At 61.4% G+C, this 17568-nt stretch carries 10 protein-coding genes; 3 read left to right on the top strand and 7 right to left on the bottom strand.

Annotated features, from left to right (window positions below; genetic code table 11):
- Positions 1-90: 90 nt before the first annotated feature.
- The gene (locus HXX25_RS13140; protein ID WP_187166342.1) at positions 91-1008 is read left to right on the top strand and encodes an alpha/beta fold hydrolase; all 918 of its coding nucleotides are present in this window, start codon (positions 91-93) and stop codon (positions 1006-1008) included.
- 10 nt (positions 1009-1018) lie between these two features.
- Here HXX25_RS13140 and HXX25_RS13135 read toward each other — a convergent pair whose 3' ends face one another.
- Together HXX25_RS13135 and HXX25_RS13130 are read right to left on the bottom strand one after the other, a co-directional pair.
- Positions 1019-4243 (bottom strand): amidohydrolase family protein, encoded by a 3225-nt coding sequence (locus tag HXX25_RS13135; RefSeq protein WP_187166341.1) that lies wholly within the window; start codon positions 4241-4243, stop codon positions 1019-1021.
- A gap of 80 nt (positions 4244-4323) precedes the next feature.
- Complete coding sequence (locus tag HXX25_RS13130) at positions 4324-5523, bottom strand: methionine gamma-lyase (RefSeq protein ID WP_187166340.1); 1200 nt, start codon at positions 5521-5523, stop codon at positions 4324-4326.
- Between the two features lie 94 nt (positions 5524-5617).
- Here HXX25_RS13130 and HXX25_RS13125 point away from each other — a divergent pair, with 94 nt between their 5' ends.
- Positions 5618-6082, top strand: a complete 465-nt coding sequence (locus HXX25_RS13125; protein WP_233346730.1) for an Lrp/AsnC family transcriptional regulator — start codon at positions 5618-5620, stop codon at positions 6080-6082.
- Here HXX25_RS13125 and HXX25_RS13120 read toward each other — a convergent pair.
- Both HXX25_RS13120 and HXX25_RS13115 read right to left on the bottom strand, forming a co-directional pair.
- Positions 6072-9731, bottom strand: a complete 3660-nt coding sequence (locus HXX25_RS13120; RefSeq protein ID WP_187166339.1) for a M1 family aminopeptidase — start codon at positions 9729-9731, stop codon at positions 6072-6074. The genes HXX25_RS13125 and HXX25_RS13120 overlap by 11 nt on opposite strands.
- 22 nt (positions 9732-9753) lie before the next feature.
- Positions 9754-10641, bottom strand: coding sequence for an ABC transporter ATP-binding protein (locus HXX25_RS13115; protein ID WP_187166338.1), 888 nt, complete (start codon positions 10639-10641; stop codon positions 9754-9756).
- A 220-nt stretch (positions 10642-10861) separates the two neighbouring features.
- Here HXX25_RS13115 and HXX25_RS13110 point away from each other — a divergent pair, with 220 nt between their 5' ends.
- Entirely contained in the window at positions 10862-12091 is a 1230-nt protein-coding gene (locus HXX25_RS13110; RefSeq protein ID WP_187166337.1) for a DUF418 domain-containing protein, read from the top strand.
- Here HXX25_RS13110 and HXX25_RS13105 read toward each other — a convergent pair.
- From HXX25_RS13105 to HXX25_RS13095, 3 genes are read right to left on the bottom strand one after another with little or no spacing between them, the layout of a single operon-like run.
- Positions 12088-15336 carry an error-prone DNA polymerase gene (locus HXX25_RS13105; RefSeq protein WP_187166336.1) on the bottom strand — a complete coding sequence of 1083 codons (3249 nt, stop codon included), beginning with the start codon at positions 15334-15336 and terminating at the stop codon, positions 12088-12090. The genes HXX25_RS13110 and HXX25_RS13105 overlap by 4 nt on opposite strands.
- Positions 15333-16913, bottom strand: coding sequence for a DNA polymerase Y family protein (locus tag HXX25_RS13100; RefSeq protein ID WP_233346728.1), 1581 nt, complete (start codon positions 16911-16913; stop codon positions 15333-15335). Before HXX25_RS13100 ends, HXX25_RS13105 begins: the two co-directional genes overlap by 4 nt.
- Positions 16807-17544 (bottom strand): ImuA family protein, encoded by a 738-nt coding sequence (locus tag HXX25_RS13095; protein ID WP_187166335.1) that lies wholly within the window; start codon positions 17542-17544, stop codon positions 16807-16809. The genes HXX25_RS13100 and HXX25_RS13095 overlap by 107 nt, the downstream gene beginning before the upstream one ends.
- Between the last annotated feature and the right edge of the window lie 24 nt (positions 17545-17568).

The raw sequence follows: 17568 nt of genomic DNA, 5'->3' as shown, positions 1-17568 counted from the left end.
ACACGCCCCCGATTCCTGTCAGATACGACTATAAACAGGCTGGCGCGCGCGAACAGAGCGCGATAGCGTTGCAGCAAAGAGGGGATGTTCATGGCCTTTACCAAACGGACACTGGAAAGCCCGACCGGGGCGCTGCTGACGCTCTACGAATCTGCCGCCGAAGGCGAAACCCGCGGCGTTCTGCATATCAATCACGGGCTGGCCGAACATGCCGCCCGTTATGAGCGGTTTGCCGAAGCGCTGGCACAGACAGGCTGGGCGGTGGTCGCGCAGGATCATCGCGGCCACGGTCTGACGACCGCTCCGGATGGTGCGCCGCGCCTGTTCGCCTACGAGCATGGCTGGTCGAAAGTGATGGCGGATGCCGCTGCGGTGAATGCCGAGGCGCGGGAAAAACACCCCGGCGTGCCGGTCGTGGTGTTTGGTCATTCCATGGGCGGAGCGGTCTCGCTCAATTACGCCATGCGCTATCCCGAAACGATTGCCGGCTGTGCGATCTGGAATGCCAATATCGACAAGGGAGCGGCAGGGCTGATCAGATTTGTCACCGGGCTGGGCCTGATGTTTTCCAAACCGGAAAAGCCGGCCGGACTGATTGATGCCCTGACCTTCAAGGCCTGGGACAAGCGCTTCAAAAATGATCGTCCGGAATCAGGCTGGTTGTCCCGTGACCTTGCCGAGGTCGACAGATATGTTGCCGATCCCCTGTGTGGCTGGACAGCGAGCTGGTCCTTGTGGCGGGATTTTGCCGGCGGCCTTGCCTATGCGGCGGACGATAAAAATCTGAAGGCCGTCCCCAAATCCCTGCCCTTCCACCTGGTCGGCGGAACGGATGATCCGGCGACGAACAATGCGAAAGCAGTCGAGCTGCTCGGCGCGCGACTGCGCAAGGCCGGATACGGCGCTACGCAGGAGATCCTCGAGGATTTCCGTCACGAGACGATCAATGAAAAAGGCCGCGAAGCGGTGATTGAGCGCTTCGCGGCCTGGCTTTCAAGGATCGGCTAGAGGCGACTTCCTACTCCCAGAAGTACGCCCCCCGGACACGATCACCGGTGACGGTCTCGTTCATGGTTTCCGCATCATAGAGACGGCCATTGAGCATGATCATGTCGATCTCGTCAGAGTTCTCGATATCGGCGAGAATATCGCCCTCGAGAATAACGAGGTCGGCCAGCTTGCCGGTTTCAATGGATCCCAGATCCGCGTCGAAGCCGAGATGGATGGCCGGATCAATTGTGGCCGCACGCAAGGCCTGGATCGGCGTCGCGCCGCCACGGCCCAGCGACCACATCTCCCAGTGTGCGGCGAGGCCTTCCTGCTGACCATGAGCGCCAATTGCCATGAGCACACCGCGATCCGCCAGCATCAGCGCGGTTACGGCACTGTCATCATCGACATAGTCATGCTCCGGTGCCCAGGGACGGCGGATCGAGCCATTCAGATAGGTGGGCGGCGCATGCCGTGACAGGATCGGGTGTTCCCAGATATTCATACGGGAGCGCCAGTAGGGATCCCCGGCCAGACCGCCATACGTCACTGTGATGGTCGGATTGTAGGCCACTTGTGTCTGCGAATACATTTGCAGCACATCTTCGTAAATCATCTCGACCGGCAGGTTGTGCTCAAGCGAGGTGTTGCCATCGGCCACCAGTGACATGTCCATGTGATAGTTGGAGCCGCCTTCGGCGACGACGATGACGCCCGCCTCGTGCGAGGCCTGAACCACTTGCTGGCGCTGATCGCGGCGGGGCTGGTTGTAGTTCTTGATGCCATGAGCCCCCTGGGCCGCGAGGCGGAAGACGTGTTCATCGGCATCCGAGGCGTCGTCAATGCGGGCAAAGAAGCCGGGTGCGCGGGCACCATAGACAACCTCTCCGGTGGAATAGGTGCGTGGCTGCAATTGCAGGCCGGCGCGCTGATATTCCCCGGCCACGAAGATGTGGCTGGCAGAGCTGGACGGGTCGAAGATGGTCGTAACGCCGAAGGCCAGATGGGCCAGGGTAGACCAGTTTTCCTCCGGAATAATGCCGTCCGTGCCCTGCGGTCCATGCGCGTGCGCATCGATGAGGCCCGGGATGATGGTGCGACCGGTTACATCGACCGTTTGCGCGCCGCCCGGAATTTCCACCTCGTCGGCAGATCCGACCGCGACAATGCGATTGCCCTCCACGACGACAACACCATTCTCGATGATACCGCCGTCTTCATCCGACATGGTGACGATACGGGCGCCGGTCAGAGCGACGACGCTGGTGGGCACGTCGGTCGTCACCGTGATCGCCAGTGAGCGTCCGGTTTCCGGCGGAGAGAAGGACTCGCGCTCTTCATCTTCGGCGGCCGGGCCATGCGGAATGACATCGTTGATCGCTGCGGAATACAGAACCGGCCCCATTGTCCAGTGCAGGCTGTCGCTGCCGCCCGACCAGGAGAGATAGGTGGCGCCGTTGAGCGAGACTTCCACAACGGGCAGCGCTGACGCGGACATGCCGGCAGAGACTTCCTGTGGCCCCGGCGGCATGGGCATGACATAGGCGTCGTAATTTTCCCGGAAAGCAAGATAACGGCCGTCAGGGGACACACGGTAGTCGGCGATCATGTCGGACTGGGCATGAACGCGCTGGTCCTGACCATTCATGTCGACGCTGACCAGACGATTTTGGCCGCCTTCAAACGATGTCAGGAAAAGGCGGGAATTCGATGCGCCAAATTGCGGTTCGGAACCGCTATCGGTGATGCGGCGCATCTCGCCGCCGGATGCGGGGACGGCAAAGATACCGGTCGTTTCCGACCATTCGCGCGCCGTCAGGTAGCCGCCCGAGCCTTTTTCAAAGACAATGGCGCGGCCATCCGGCGAAAAGACCGGGCGTCGATAATGGCCCGGTTCGGATGTCACCGTACGTTCGCTGCGGCCATTGGTGTTGACGGTACGGATCGAACCGAGATCCTCATCATCCCAGGTAGCAAAGACGATGGAGCGGCCATCCCGCGACCAGGACGGAAAGAGTTCACGGTAACTGCCGTCATTGCCGGTCAGCGGGCGCGGATCGCCACCCGATGTATTGGCAATATAGAGGCGGCCGAGCGTTTCAAACACGACCTGCGAACCATCCGGCGAGACATTGGCGAAACGCGGCATGCGGGTTTCAAACGTCGCCGGGGCCACATCTGTCTGCGGACGCGGCGGATCAATGACTTCGCGGCTGTCATCAATCTCGAACGGAATGATCTGCGATTCTCCCGACGCGACATTGATGCGGTTGATATGCCCACCCGACCAGAAGACGATGGAATTGCCATCCGGCATCCAGTCCATGTTCGGATACATGCCGTAAACGCCCCATGTCTCCTGATTGTCCCGGTCGAGATCGTCATAGATCATGCGCTCTTCGCCCGACCGCAAATCCTTCACCCAGAGCTGGGATTGCAGGCGGTCACGGCGGACAAAGGCCATGAAATTGCCATCCGGTGACGGCGCTGGACGGACGGAGCCGCCTGCGCCCGAAACCGCCGTGGTGATTTCACCGGTTTCCAGCTCGTAGCGGAGGATGTTGAACAGGTCGGTATTGGAGTCCTGAGCATAGATGAAGGTGCTGCCGGAGGTGATGTTCTGCGTGTAATACACATAGCTGCCATCCGGCGAGAAGATCGGCTCGCCCAGCTCCTTCTGGAAGGCTTCACTCGGGCGCTCGACCAGCTGAACGCCGCTGCCGCCAGAGATATGATACATCCAGATTTCACCGGCCCCGGCAGAGCGCGACGTGGTGTAATGCTTGCGCGCCGCGATGAAGTCGCCGGACGGATGCCAGGTCGGATTGTTCAGAAGCCGGAAGCTCTCATTCGTCACCTGACGCCGGTTGGAGCCATCGGTGTTCATGATCCAGATATTGTCGCCCCCCGCACGGTCGGAGGTGAAAGCGATCATGGAGCCATCAGGCGAAAACCGCGGCTGGATTTCCCAGGGCAGGCCGGAGGCAATATTTGTCGCCGGACCGCCGGTAATCGGCATGGTGTAAATATCACCGAGAAGGTCAAAGGCGATGGTCTGGCCATCGGGGCTGACATCGAGGCTCAGCCAGGTGCCTTCATCGACACGGATCGGGATAAAGCGGGTCGGCATGGGCGGTGCGGCGACGTCCCATGGACCGTCGTCTTCAGAATCGGCGCCGGTATCAGCCTCTTGCGCATAGGCAAGGGAAAAAGCGAGCGCGCTTGCGGTCAGCGCAGCAATTGTGCGGAACATGATGCCTCCCCGGTATCATTCACTGGATTGATGCCGGGGACACTAGTGCGGGGCCGGATGAGCGGCAAGTGACAGAACTGTCAGGTAGATAGCGCCTGCGCGATGTCGGCGAGAATGTCCTCGACGTCTTCCAGTCCGACGGACAGGCGGATCAGGCCCGGTGTGATTGCGTGTTCGGCCTGCTCTTCCGGCGTATAGGTCGAATGCGTCATGGAGGCGGGATGCTGGATCAGGCTCTCGGCATCGCCCAGGCTGACCGCGCGCTGGATCATGTTCAACCGGTTCATGAAGGTGATCGCCGCGTCTTTTCCCGCCTTCAGCTCGAACGCGATCATACCGCCCGGCAACTGCATCTGGCGTGCGGCGAGCTCGTATTGCGGGAAACTTTCGAGTCCGGGCCAGGCGACATTGGCAACCTCCGGGCGGGCTTCCAGAAAGCGTGCCACAATTCCGGCGCTGGCCGAGTGTTCGCGCATACGTAGGCCCAGCGTCTTCAGGCCGCGCAGGATGAGCATGGCATTGAAGGGAGCCAGCGCGGCCCCGGTCATGTCCTTCAGTCCGTAAAAGCGGACCTGATCCATGATCTCCTGCGTCCCGCAGGCCAGACCGCCAATCAGATCGCCATGTCCGCCCAGATATTTTGTCGCCGAGTGCACAACCATGTCCGCACCCAGCGCAATCGGCTGCGTCAGACAGGGGCTGGCATAGGTGTTGTCGACGATGACCCGCGCACCGGCCGCACCGGCCAACGTGGCGGTCCGGCGAATATCGATGATGCGCATGTTCGGATTGGCCGGGGTCTCGAAATAGACAATCTTCGGACGGCTTTTCAGCGCCGTTTCGAGCGCCACCTCATCCGTCATGTCAACATGGCTGACGCGCACGCCGAATTTGGCGAGGCCGTGATTGAAGAAGGCGTAGGTGCAGCCATAAAGCGTCTTGTCGACGAGGATTTCATCGCCCGGCTCGACGAGGCTCCAGAAGACCGCCGTGATGGCACCCATGCCCGAGGCAAAGGCGACAGCCGCTTCCGCGCCTTCCAGTGACGCCATACGCCGTTCGAGCAGATCCACTGTGGGATTGGAAATCCGCGAATAGATATGCGCCGGCTGTTCGCCGGAGAAGGCGGCACCGGCGGATTCGACATCGGGGAAGGTAAAGGTGGAGGTGAAATGCACGGGCGGGGTGAGCGCGCCGCCTTCATCCGCGGGATGATAGCCCTCGTGGATCGCGCGGGTCGAAAACCCTTTTTCGCGCTTGACCTGACCTGAACCGTCCATGCTGATCTCCCATTTGAGACCAGATTAGCGCTTTCATTGCGCCATGTGCTGCCGTATTCTGCTTCCATAATGTCTGAGTGGAGCATTTTCTACCATGAAACGCCTGGATCGTATTGACCGCAAAATCCTGATGGCCCTGCAAACGGATGGCCGGCTGACCAATCAGGCGCTGGCGGATCTGGTGGGGCTGTCGCCCTCACCCTGCCTGAAACGGGTGCGGGCGCTGGAAGCAGCGCGTCTGATCCGCACCTATTTCGCGGAAATCGACCGCAAGGCTTGCGGGCTTTCGGTGACCGCCTTCGTACGGATCCGGCTGAAGGATCATTCGCCTGACACAGTGGCCACGTTCGAGCGGAAAATCGCCGCCATCGACGCGGTGATCGAGTGTCATCTGATGTCCGGCGGCGAGGATTATCTGCTGGAAGTCGTGGTTTCCGGCCATGACGGCTATGAGCGCTTCATGCGCGAGGAGTTGCATCCTGTACCGGGCATTGGCGCGATCGAGACGAATTTCTCGATCAGCGCCATCAAGCACCGCTCGCCCTGCCCTATTCCGTGATCAGGGAAGCGGTCTCCGCCTCTTCGCCTTCCGCTGCTCCGGTCTCTTCATCGTCCGTATCATCACTGGCGCGAGGTGGCTGGATGATGTTGTCGTCGGAATTGCGGTCAATCAGCTTGTTATAGGGATCAATCCCCACCCAGGCGGGCTCTTCATCGGTGATGATGGAGAGTGTCGTTTCGGCCTGATTGATCCGGTGACGCTCGAAATAGAGGATATGGTCCGTGCCCTCATTGACGGTGTCCGGACTGCGCATGAAGAGGCCGACATCTATATCATAATCGATCGGTTCTTCGGTCTCATTACCTTCGCCATCCGCTTCGTAGAGGCGCGCATTCACGGTGAAAACCGTCTCCCAGCGCCCGTCCTCCAGCTCGCGGCGTTCGGCCGTACCCGTATCGATGGACAGGTCGAAGATCATGATGCGCTCGAAGAAATCGTGGATGATCCGCTCATGCTCCGGACCGGCTTCCTCGCGCAGGATGCGCAGGAAATCCAGCGTCGTCGGATAGGGGTCGGACTGATACTGGAACTCGTCGACCAGACGTGACAGGGCGCGATTGACCGTGTCCTCGCCGATATAGTCCTGCAGCGCATACATGATGACCGCGCCCTTGCGGTAATGGATGTGCTGCTGGTTCTCCACGCGGTAAAGCGGCAATTCCTCGCGGGTTTCATTGCCGCGCGCCGAGAGATAACTGTCGAGCTCGTATTTCAGGAACCGGCGCATATGGTCGTCGCCATATTCCTCCCGCATGACCATGAGCGCCGAATACTGCGCGAAAGTCTCCACCAGCATGGAGCCGCCCTGAACGTTGGGGCCCATGATCTGGTGGGCCCACCACTGGTGCGCAGCTTCGTGCGCGGTGACGTAATAGACATAGTCGATATTGTCTTCATCGCGCAGGTCGGCGGTAAAGCCGATTGCCTCGGAATAGGCGATCGTGTTCGGGAAGGACTGGGCGAAGCTGGCATAGGCCGGGAATTCCAGCATGCGGTATTGCCGGTACTGATAGGGGCTGATGTGTTCGCTCATATAGGCGAGCGAATCCTGCGCGCCCTGCATCATGCGCTCGATATTCCAGTCATGCGCCGGGTGGTAGAAGACCTGGTAATTGATGCCGTCCTCTTCCTCTTCCAGCAGCGCATATTCGGCGGACATCCAGTTGAAGAAGTTGAGGCTGCGATCCTCCATCACGTATTCGAAATAATGCCGGCCGTCCTCGACCCAGTCGCGCTGGAGATAGCCGGGCGCGACAACTGTCTGGCCTTCATCGGTCGAAACGAGTGTGCGGAAGGTGACGTAATCGGAATCCTGACGGATATAGTTTTCGTCCCAATGCTCTTCGTCCTCGAGCGCAAAGGCCCGGTCGATCGGCGGCAGATCCTGCCGGCGGCGCACCGCCGGATCCTGCAGGAGGAAGCCGCGATTGAAACCAATGGACGGTGCGAATTCTCCATTGTTGAAGAAGGTGCCGTTGAAATTGACCGAGCTGACATTTCCGGAATTGCGGAAGCCCGGATTGGCGACTTCGACCTCGAAACTCAATGTCCGCGTCTCGCCCGGCTGCATCGGTGTTTCAAGTTCGAAAGCATAGAGATTGACCAGCTCGCTGCGCAATTCGGCGGATGCGCCTTCCAGCGATTGTTCGAGCACATCAGCCGAGCCGTAAGACACCCAGACAACCGGGATTGCCTCATCGGTGTGATTGACCAGCGTGTTGGTTCCCGAGGCGGTATAGCGGCGCTCGGCATTATAGATATCGACGGTGTATTCAACATCCGTGATGGTCGGCTGGGGCAGGCCTTCCAACTGGTCGCGCCATTCGCGCTCGAATTCGGCGGTCTGACGCTCGACCTGCGGGCCGGTCGTATAATCGTTCAGGACAACCGTGTTGTAGTAGATCCAGCTTCCCGAACCGATGGCCACCAGAAGCGCGGCGGCGGCAAGGCCTGCAGTGGGCGCGTTGAAAGCGCCGGGCAAGGACCGCAAGCGCTGCCATATCGGTGCCAGTGCTCCGCGATTGAACATGACGGCCGCAACAAGAAACAGGAAAAGGGAAATGGCCGCCCAGTAGAGGTGGAACCACAACTGAATGCCAAGGAAATGGCCATACTGATTCATGTCGGAATAGGGATTTATCGACACGAAGGGGAAGAGGTAGAGATTATGGGCGAGCCCGATATTGGGCAGCACAAAGGCGGTGACAATGAAGAGCGCGCCCATGGCGGCGATGCCGACCCATTTGTTGTTGCTGACCACCTGCAGGAAGATCGCGGCCATCGACAGGAAGGTCAGCGGAATGGCCAGATCCACAAGGGTTCTCATGGCATACTGGTCCAGTTCCAGATGGGTGTAGCCGCGGATCAGCTGGGAGGCGATCGTGATCAGCACTGCAACCATCAGAAGGCCGCCGATCACAGCCATCATGCCGATCAGTTTGGCGGTCATGAACACCCAGCTGGGTGTGGGTGAGACATCGACGATTTCCGAGAAGCGGACGGACCGTTCCCGCCAGATCAGTTCCGAAGCGTAATAGATGATGACGACAATGGGGATCAGCACAAAGCCGCCGATCATGCTGAACACCATAACGCGGGTGAGCGGATAGCTGGGGGTGCCGTAAACCGGCGCGATCAGGAAGACATTCACACCGACGAGCAGAACGCCCAGAGCCAACAGAACCCAGAAGCCGATATTGAAGATCACGCCTTTGACTTCGAAGCCCACACGCGCCCGGAACTGGGCCCAGGCCGCCTTTTCGGGCGTCGGTGTGGCTTTGGGCAGTTCGATTTCCGTCGGCACAAAAGGCGTTTCCGCGCGGCGTATCTTCTTTCCGCCAAGCCGGGCATTGCCGCTGCGGAAGGAGAAAATCACAACGTTGAAAATGAAAAGCGCGATGGCCACGCCTATCCAGATGAGGCGGTTCTGCAGGAATATGCCTTCCATGGGGATCAGGCGCGTATTCTGTTCGACAGCCGTCCAGTAGCGCGTGACATCGGCCAGCGCATTGCCGCCAAACGGATCGGTCAAAGCGGCGAACGTCCGCCATTCAGGCTGGGAATCGAGAAATCCGCCGACAACATTGAATACGAACAGGCCCAGCAGTCCCACCCAGGTGATGACCAGAGACCGGCTCAGATTGGCGATCGTGAACAGGATCATGCCAATGATGAACATGTTCGCGACGCCGATCACCAGGTAAGGGTAAAGGTAATATTCCAGGCGGAAGGGGCCGATGGATTCCGGGTCTACCCAGGGCATCAGGGATCCGACGAGGTTTCCGAGGGGGAGGCTGAGGATGACCAGCGCGGTGACGGCAAAGCCGCCGAGAAAACGGCCCAGCAGGTAATCGCGTTCGCGCACCGGCGTTGAATAGAACAGCTCATAGGTGTTGAAGCTGCGGTCGCGCAATATACCGCTCGCCAGAAAGACAATCGGGATGATCATTCCGAACAGCGAAAATACCAGAATGTTCAGCGAAATCGCGAACGGTGAATTGGCGTGAACCGTTGCACTGTCGCCGATCTGTATCTGATCCGAGGCGGCGGCACCGAACACGAACAGGAAGAATATGGCAAAAATCCAGAAAAAGGCCGGAGCCATGATCTGATATCGGAATTCGAAGCTGGCGATTTTACCGAGCATGACGTGTCTCCTCCTGCCCGGCCTAGGCCGCTTCCGTGGCCGTCTGGCCCGCAGTGATGGTGGAGAAGTAGACGTCCTCGAGATCCGGCGCGATCGCATCGAAGCCGTCATCCGGCTTGCTGTCGGCCTCGACGTGGATCAACACCTCGCCCTGGGTGAGACGGGTGGAGATGACATTGTAGCGGGCGCGGTGTTCCGGCAGGGCCGCTTTTGCAATGCGCTTGCGCCAGACCTTGCCTTCCAGTTTCGCGATCAGGTCGGCCGGGGCACCTTCGGCGACAATCCGGCCCTGATTGAGAATCGCCATTTGCGGGCAGAGATCGGCGACATCTTCGACAATGTGGGTAGAGAGGATGACCACGACATTCTCGCCGATTTCGGACAACAGATTGTGGAAGCGGTTGCGTTCTTCCGGGTCGAGACCAGCGGTCGGCTCATCCACGATGATGAGCTGGGGATCACCGATCAGTGCCTGGGCGATGCCGAAACGCTGGCGCATGCCGCCGGAATAGGAAGCGACGGCTTTCTTGGCGACCTTGGCAAGATTGGTCTGCTCGAGCAGGCCCTCGACCACGCGCTTGCGGTCCTTATTGTCGGAAATGCCCTTCAGGATAGCGAGGTGATCCAGCATGGCGCGGGCCGACATGCGCGGGTAGACACCGAAATCCTGCGGCAGATAACCGAGCTGGGCGCGCAGCTTTGCGGGATCTTTCAGAACATCAATCCCGTTGAATTCGATCGAGCCCTTGTCGGCATTCTGCAGGGTGGCGATGGTGCGCATCAATGAGGATTTGCCGGCACCATTGGGCCCGAGCAGACCATACATGCCCTTGGGAATGGTCAGCGAGACATCATCCAGCGCGCGCACACCATTGCCATAGGTTTTCGAAAGATTCCTGATTTCCAACATGATTTTTTCGCAGCGTCGTGCGCCGCCTCCCTCGCCTGTCCCGTTTCAATCGACCATAGGGGTATTCCCCTGTTGAGCGCCAATGAACAGGAGTCCATGTTTCCGGAAAAGGGGGAAGGTTCGCGACGCTGTCCCCCCGAAGCCCGGCCGGGCGATGACGTGAGTGATCCGTCAACTTTCATTGTCTAGGCAGGGATGGTGAATGGGGCGGGGGACAAATATGACCGATCAGCAGGCCGCGCCGATTGCGTCCGGTGAACGCATTACCGATCTCGACGTCTTGCGGGGATTTGCGCTGTTTGGCGTGCTTCTGGCCAATATCGTCGGCATTGTGGTCTGGGGCTATGTGACCACCGAGGCCCAGCTGGAGGCGTCACCGATCCGCAGCTTCGACCGGCTGATACACCTCGCTGTCCGGATTTTCGTTGATGACAAGGCCAACACACTTTTCGCCTTCCTTTTCGGGCTGGGATTCTATGTCCAGATGACGCGCCTGGGTGAACGGGGTGCTGGCTTTTCCGGTCTGTATGCCCGGCGTCTGGTGATCCTGATGGTGATCGGCCTCATCCACATCACCTTCATCTGGTTCTGGGACATTCTCCACCTTTACGCCTTTCTGGGCTTCGGCCTGTTGCTGGTGCGCAAGGCCAGTGACCGGATGATCCTTTTCGGGGGCATCATCCTGGCGGTCTTTGGCCGGCTGGGATTCAGCATGATCGCTGAATTGTCCGGCCTGTATGACAACGGGGCATATGATGCGCTGTGGTCGGACGCCGCGGTTCTGGAACGTCAGGCGCTTTCTGCCGCCGGAGATTACCGGGCGCTGGTTCAGGACTTCTGGCACGTAAACCAGGTCGATTATTTCAAGGGGCCGATCATCGGTCTGGCGTTTTACACTTTTGGCCGCTTCCTGCTGGGTATGTGGGTCGGGCGAAAACAATGGCTGCACCGCGCCGATGATTTCCTGCCGGGCTTCCGGAACGTCCTGCTGATCGCCCTGCCCCTCGGCCTGGGGCTGGAAGTGCTCAACCAGTTCGGCGCGGATATCGGCCTGTCGGGCGAGAGTGTGGCGGGGTCGTTTTTCGGTGAATTCCTGCACATGGTCGCAACGCCCCTGATCGCGGCCGGCTATGTTTCGGGGCTTGTGCTCGCCCTGCGCACGGGATGGGGGGCAAGACTTTTCGGGGTACTGGCACCGGTCGGGCGCATGGCGCTGACCAATTACGTGATGCAGAGCTTCATCATCGGCTTTACCCTGTTCGGCATCGGGCCGGGTCTGGATCTGATGAGCCAGGCCACGGCGACATCCGCCATGGCGATCGCGGTTGCCGGTTTTACCTTCCAGATCATTTTCAGCCACTTCTGGCTCAAGGCGTTCCATTTCGGCCCGCTGGAATGGGTCTGGCGCGCCCTGACCTATGGAACTTTGCCCACGATGCGGCGGACCTAGTGAAAATCCCGGCTCTTCGGGATGATGCGGACCTGCCGCGGATGGCGCGCTGCTGGCACGCGGTGATCATCGACCGGCCGGCGCACTTCATCGGCATGGGCGAGCGCATTATCGAGGGCACGGCTGGCATCTTCCGATAGCAGGGTCAGGTCGGCGGTACGGTCGATGAGTTCCTCGGCGACGAGGTGGGTGACGCCTTCGGCTGATTGCACCCGCCCCTTCACCAGCAGCAGACGCGCGCCCATGACGACCGGGCGATAAGTCTCCATCACGCGCGGCCAGACGACGAGGTTGGCAACACCGGTCTCATCCTCCACGGTGATGAAGCAGACGCCCTTGGCCGATCCGGGGCGCTGTCGCACCAGCACCACACCGGCCAGGCTGGCCCGGCTGCCATTGCGCAGATGATTGATTTCCTGAGTGGTCCTGATCCCCATCTGTCCATAGGCCTGCCGCAAAAACCGCATCGGGTGATCCTTCAGGGACAGGCGGATGGTCTGATAATCCTGCAGAACATGCTCCGAGCGTGGCATCTCCGGCAGCTGCACTTCGGCATCCGCGCCCTGTTCTCTTGCATCGGCCACGGCAAAGAGCGGCAAGGCCATATCCCTGCTCTCCCCCCGGACCGACCACAGCGCCTGCCGCCGGTCGAGGCCTGCCGAGCGGAACGCATCCGCAGCGGCAAGCGCCTCCAGAGGGGCGCGGCGCAAACCCGCCCGGCGCCGGATCGCGGCGGGGTCCTCATAACCGGCGCCCCGCGCCTGCATCAGGCGTTCGGCCTCGTCCCGGCCGAGCCCGTCAACGAGGCGCATGCCCAGCCGGACCGCACATGGCCAGGGACCCTGCCGGGCCGGTTCCAGCGTGCAATCCCAATCGGAATGATTGATGTCCACATCGCGCACTTCGACATCATGGTCGCGGGCATCCCGCACCAGTTGGGCGGGCGCGTAAAATCCCATGGGCTGGGAATTGAGGATGGCGGCGGCAAAAGCGTCCGGCCGGTGGCATTTCATCCAGGACGAGACATAGACCAGCAGGGCAAAGCTGGCGGCATGGCTTTCCGGGAAGCCATATTCGCCAAACCCCTTCACCTGATCAAAACAGCGCTTGGCAAAGTCCGCGTCATAGCCGCGCTCGACCATGCCATTCACCATCTTTTCCTCGTAATGCTGGATTGTGCCGACCTTGCGGAAGGTGGCCATGGCGCGGCGCAGACCATTGGCCTCGTCGGGCGTGAATTTCGCGGCATCAATGGCGATCTGCATGGCCTGTTCCTGGAACAGGGGGACGCCCTTTGTGCGGCCCAGTATCTGTTCCAGCTCGTCGGCCGGGCCGTGATCGGGTGAGGGCGAAGGAAAGACCGTCGGCTCCAGACCATTGCGGCGGCGCAGATAGGGATGCACCATATCGCCCTGAATGGGACCCGGACGGACAATCGCCACCTCGATCACCAGATCATAGAATTTGCGCGGCTTGAGACGCGGCAGCATGTGCATCTGCGCCCGGCTCTCGACCTGGAAGACGCCGACGGAATCCGCCGCACACAGCATGTCATAGGTCTCAACGTCCTCCGGCGGCACGCTGGCCAGATCATAGTGCGGCCCGCCATGCAGGGCGATCAGGTCAAAGCCCTTGCGGATACAGGTCAGCATGCCCAGCGCCAGCACATCCACCTTCATGATGCCGAGCGCGTCGATATCGTCCTTGTCCCATTCGATGAAAGTGCGGTCATCCATCGCCGCATTGCCGATGGGAACGGTCTCGATCAGCGGCCCCTGGGTCAGAACGAAACCACCCACATGCTGGGAAAGGTGACGCGGAAAACCGATCAGCTCGGTGGTCAACCGGATCGCCCGGCGGATCATCGGGTTGGCCGGATCCAGACCGGCTTCGGCAATGCGCTTGTCAGAGACCTCCCGGCCCCAACTGCCCCAGACCGTACCCGCCATCGCCGCGCCGACATCTTCCGACAGACCCAGCGCCTTGGTGACTTCACGCACCGCCGAACGCGGGCGGTAGGAGATGACGGTGGCGGTCAGGGCGGCCCGGTGGCGGCCATAGCGGCGATAGACATACTGGATCACTTCTTCCCGGCGCTCATGCTCGAAATCAACGTCGATATCGGGCGGCTCGCGGCGCTCCTTCGACATGAAGCGTTCAAACAGGAGGCTGGATTTATCCGGATCGACACTGGTAATGCCGAGGCAGAAACAGACCGCGGAATTGGCCGCCGACCCCCGGCCCTGACACAGAATGTCCTGGGCCCGCGCCCAGGCCACAATATCATTCACGGTCAGGAAATAGGTCGCGTAATCGAGCGCCTCGATCAGGGCGAGCTCCTTGTCTATGGCGGATTGCACGCGCTGCGGCACGCCCCCGGGATAGCGTTCCTTCGCCCCTTCACGCGTCAGATGCTCCAGATGTCTTTGCGCTGTCGTACCCGGCGGGACCGGCTCATCGGGATAATGATAGGCCAGCTCGTCCAGCGAAAACCGGCAGCGGTTGGTGATTTCCATGGTGCGATAAAGCGCGGCCTCATGGCCGGCAAAAAGCCGCGCCATTTCCGCCGGGTGTTTGATATAGCGCTCGGCATTGGCCTCCAGCCGGAAACCGGCGGTCTCGATGGTCACGCCTTCGCGGATACAGGTCAGCACGTCCTGCAAGGGCCGCCGGTGGGGGATGTGATAGAGGACGTCATTGGTCGCCACACCGGGCGTGGCGGTGCGCTCGCCCAGCGCCATCAGCCGGGCAATCTGTTCCCGGTTGCGGCCGCCATGCCGGAAACTCACCGCCAGATAACAGCGCCCGGGCCAGAGCCTTGAAAGCCCGCTCAGCCGGGCTTCAAATGCCTCATCCACGCGCCGTGGCGGCACGGCGATGAGAATTTGTCCTTCAGCGTGCGCCGCTACATCTTCCAGCGTGATATGGCACTCGCCCTTTTTTGTTGTCCCCATCTTGCCATGGGAGAGGAGGGTGGAGAGACGGCCATAGGCGGCCCGGTCTGTGGGATAGCAGATGAGGCTAAGTCCGCAGACGAGATCGAGCCGGCATCCCACCAGCAGTTTGAGGCCGTGCTCCTTTGCCGCCAGATGGGCGCGCACGACACCGGCCAGCGTATTGCGGTCACAAATCCCGATGGCCGACAGGCCCGAGGCGCGCGCCTGCAGGACCAGTTCTTCCGCATGGGAGGCCCCGCGCAGAAAGGAAAAATTGGTCGTCACCTGAAGCTCGGCATAGTCCGTCATGCAAACAGCGCGTGCACAAACCAGCGTGGCGGACCGCCCCGGCCATCCTGATACAGGCCTTCGCGGAAGACCCAGTAGCGGCGGCCCTCCTCATCCTCTATGCGGTAATAATCCCGCGCCCGGGCCTCGGCATTGAAAGTACGCCACCATTCCGGGGCAATGCGTTCCGGGCCATCGGCGCGCTTCACCCGCCTTGGCACGCGCCGCCAGATGAAACGGACGGGCGGACCATCGGGCACTTCCGCCAGCACATCGACCGCTTCGGGTCGCTCCAGAAGGCGGGCCGGGCGATCGCTGCGCGGAGCGAGGACGGCGTCATCCCAGTCTTCTTCCTGCCCTTCGAACACGGCGAGCGCTTCGGCACGGGCCGGATCATGGCTGGCAATGGCCCGCGGCATGCGGACACTTCCCTCCCCCAGCCGCGCTGTCAGCCGATCCGCCAGAGCAGCGAGCGCCACACGGTCGACCGGGCCGGGTGCCAGATCCGCCGAAAGGGGCCGGGCCTCGGTTTCCAGCGTGTCGGGCCGGGCGGCGGTCAGCGCCAGAAGGTCAATCCCGAAACCGGGATCAATCCTTTCAATCCGGTCCCGGAAGAGGCGGAGGATGTGGGCGGCATCACGCACCGGCCGGGCAGTCGACAGGGAGACAAAACTGGCCGAGCCGTTCGAACGGAACGCCGTCAGGGTGAAATCGCGCGCGCCACACCCATCCTGTTCAAGGTGGTCACACAGGGTTTCAGCGAGGCCTTCCAGTGCAGCGGTAATCCCTTCCCCGGAAATCAACGGTTCGACGAAAGAGCGCCGCGCCGCATAATCCGGCGGTGGACGCAAGGGCACCAGAGGTTCGGCATAAAGCCCCAGCGCCTGATCAAGCCGGAAGCGGACCGCATTGGCCGCCTCTTTCGAAGCAAAACGGCGCGCCAGAGCCGTACGGTCAACGGGATAAAGCTGGCCGATCCGGGTCAGCCCGAAACGGCGCAGGAGGCGCTCGGCATTTTCGGTCAGGCGCAGACCCGTCACCGGCAGGTCCTTCAAGGCCTCCTCAACCGGGTGATCACTGCGGCAGACATTGACCCGGCTCGCGCCATGGCGCGCGAGTGCCCAGGCGGCCCCCGGTGTCGGCCCGGCCCCAATCCGGCAGGACAGGCCGCCCTCGGCCATGCGTTCCCCAATGTCGTTGAGGAGCGCGCCCTCGCCGCCGAAAAAACGGGCGCAGCCGGTAATGTCCAGCCGCAGGGCGTCGATCCCGTCTACCGCCGACAGGGGCGTCCAGCGTGTCGCCCACAGGCCCAGCGCTTCCAGCGCTGCGGCATCGGCCCCGCGATCAACCGGTTCGGCCTGCACATCCGGAGCGCGGGATCTGGCATCGGCGAACCGCAGGCCCGGACCAATACCCAGGCGGGTGGCGGACGCATTCGCCGCCGCCACGCGCAGACCCGTCACGCCCTGCTCGGTCAGAATGAAAGGGAGCTCATCCGGCTTTTCGGAATGGCAGGATATCGGCTGGCCGCGCCGGGCGCGCCGCAGCCGGTCCATCGACCAGTCCGGAAACCAGACGCAGGCATAGCGTCTCATCATCAAACTCCAGATCAAATTGGCGGCCCGCCTGTCCGGGGGCGGTGCGGCAGCGTTCCAGCCGGGCGATCCAGCGGGGGGAGCCGGGCGCGCGGGCGTCGAACAGGTTGGGCGCAGACGGCGCGGGCGATATCCGCCAGCGGGCATGGGCAGCGGTCGCACCCTGACGATTGTGTGGCAAGAGCAGAAGCGCCGGAGTGCCGCTGGACTCGCTGGCAAGGATCAGGCGCCGTGTTGCGGTAAAACTGGCGCTTCTGGCTTCGGTGATGACGGTGGACACCGCACCGGACCTTATGCCTTCCTCGGTCGCCATCAGGGCCTCCATAGATGACGCGGCGTCGACAAACACAAAGCGCGACGGGTCGAGGCCGAAGGCCGCCGCGCCCAGCCCGGTAACCCGCCCCTGATCCATGATCAGGGCGCGCTCGCGGATCCACAGCCAGATACCGGGCCGGGCGGTTTTCAGCGCCGAAAGCGCAAATCCCGCCGCCGCGCCCGCATCGCCATAGGCGGTTTCAGCGATTTCATGCACGCCCACGCGCGCCAGCCCGAAGGGGAAGGCGGGAGATGCGGCCTCATCGCGCAGCCCGGATGCGGGCCGCACGAGGCTTTGAAGACCTCTCTTTCTGATCATTTGTTCTAGTTTTGTTCCATAACA

The sequence above is a fragment of the Hyphobacterium sp. CCMP332 genome (assembly GCF_014323565.1).
In the GTDB taxonomy this organism is placed as follows: Bacteria; Pseudomonadota; Alphaproteobacteria; order Caulobacterales; family Maricaulaceae; genus Hyphobacterium.
Note: the sequence above shows the minus strand (reverse complement) of the source record. Positions and strands in the feature narration are given on the sequence as shown.

What these genes read in the sequence shown, in the direction of transcription:
- HXX25_RS13140 (WP_187166342.1), top strand. Translation starts at nt 91, where the DNA reads ATGGCCTTTACCAAACGGACACTGGAAAGCCCGACCGGGGCGCTGCTG.
- HXX25_RS13135 (WP_187166341.1), bottom strand. Translation starts at nt 4,243, where the DNA reads ATGTTCCGCACAATTGCTGCGCTGACCGCAAGCGCGCTCGCTTTTTCC.
- HXX25_RS13130 (WP_187166340.1), bottom strand. Translation starts at nt 5,523, where the DNA reads ATGGACGGTTCAGGTCAGGTCAAGCGCGAAAAAGGGTTTTCGACCCGC.
- HXX25_RS13125 (WP_233346730.1), top strand. Translation starts at nt 5,618, where the DNA reads ATGAAACGCCTGGATCGTATTGACCGCAAAATCCTGATGGCCCTGCAA.
- HXX25_RS13120 (WP_187166339.1), bottom strand. Translation starts at nt 9,731, where the DNA reads ATGCTCGGTAAAATCGCCAGCTTCGAATTCCGATATCAGATCATGGCT.
- HXX25_RS13115 (WP_187166338.1), bottom strand. Translation starts at nt 10,641, where the DNA reads ATGTTGGAAATCAGGAATCTTTCGAAAACCTATGGCAATGGTGTGCGC.
- HXX25_RS13110 (WP_187166337.1), top strand. Translation starts at nt 10,862, where the DNA reads ATGACCGATCAGCAGGCCGCGCCGATTGCGTCCGGTGAACGCATTACC.
- HXX25_RS13105 (WP_187166336.1), bottom strand. Translation starts at nt 15,336, where the DNA reads ATGACGGACTATGCCGAGCTTCAGGTGACGACCAATTTTTCCTTTCTG.
- HXX25_RS13100 (WP_233346728.1), bottom strand. Translation starts at nt 16,913, where the DNA reads ATGATGAGACGCTATGCCTGCGTCTGGTTTCCGGACTGGTCGATGGAC.
- HXX25_RS13095 (WP_187166335.1), bottom strand. Translation starts at nt 17,544, where the DNA reads ATGATCAGAAAGAGAGGTCTTCAAAGCCTCGTGCGGCCCGCATCCGGG.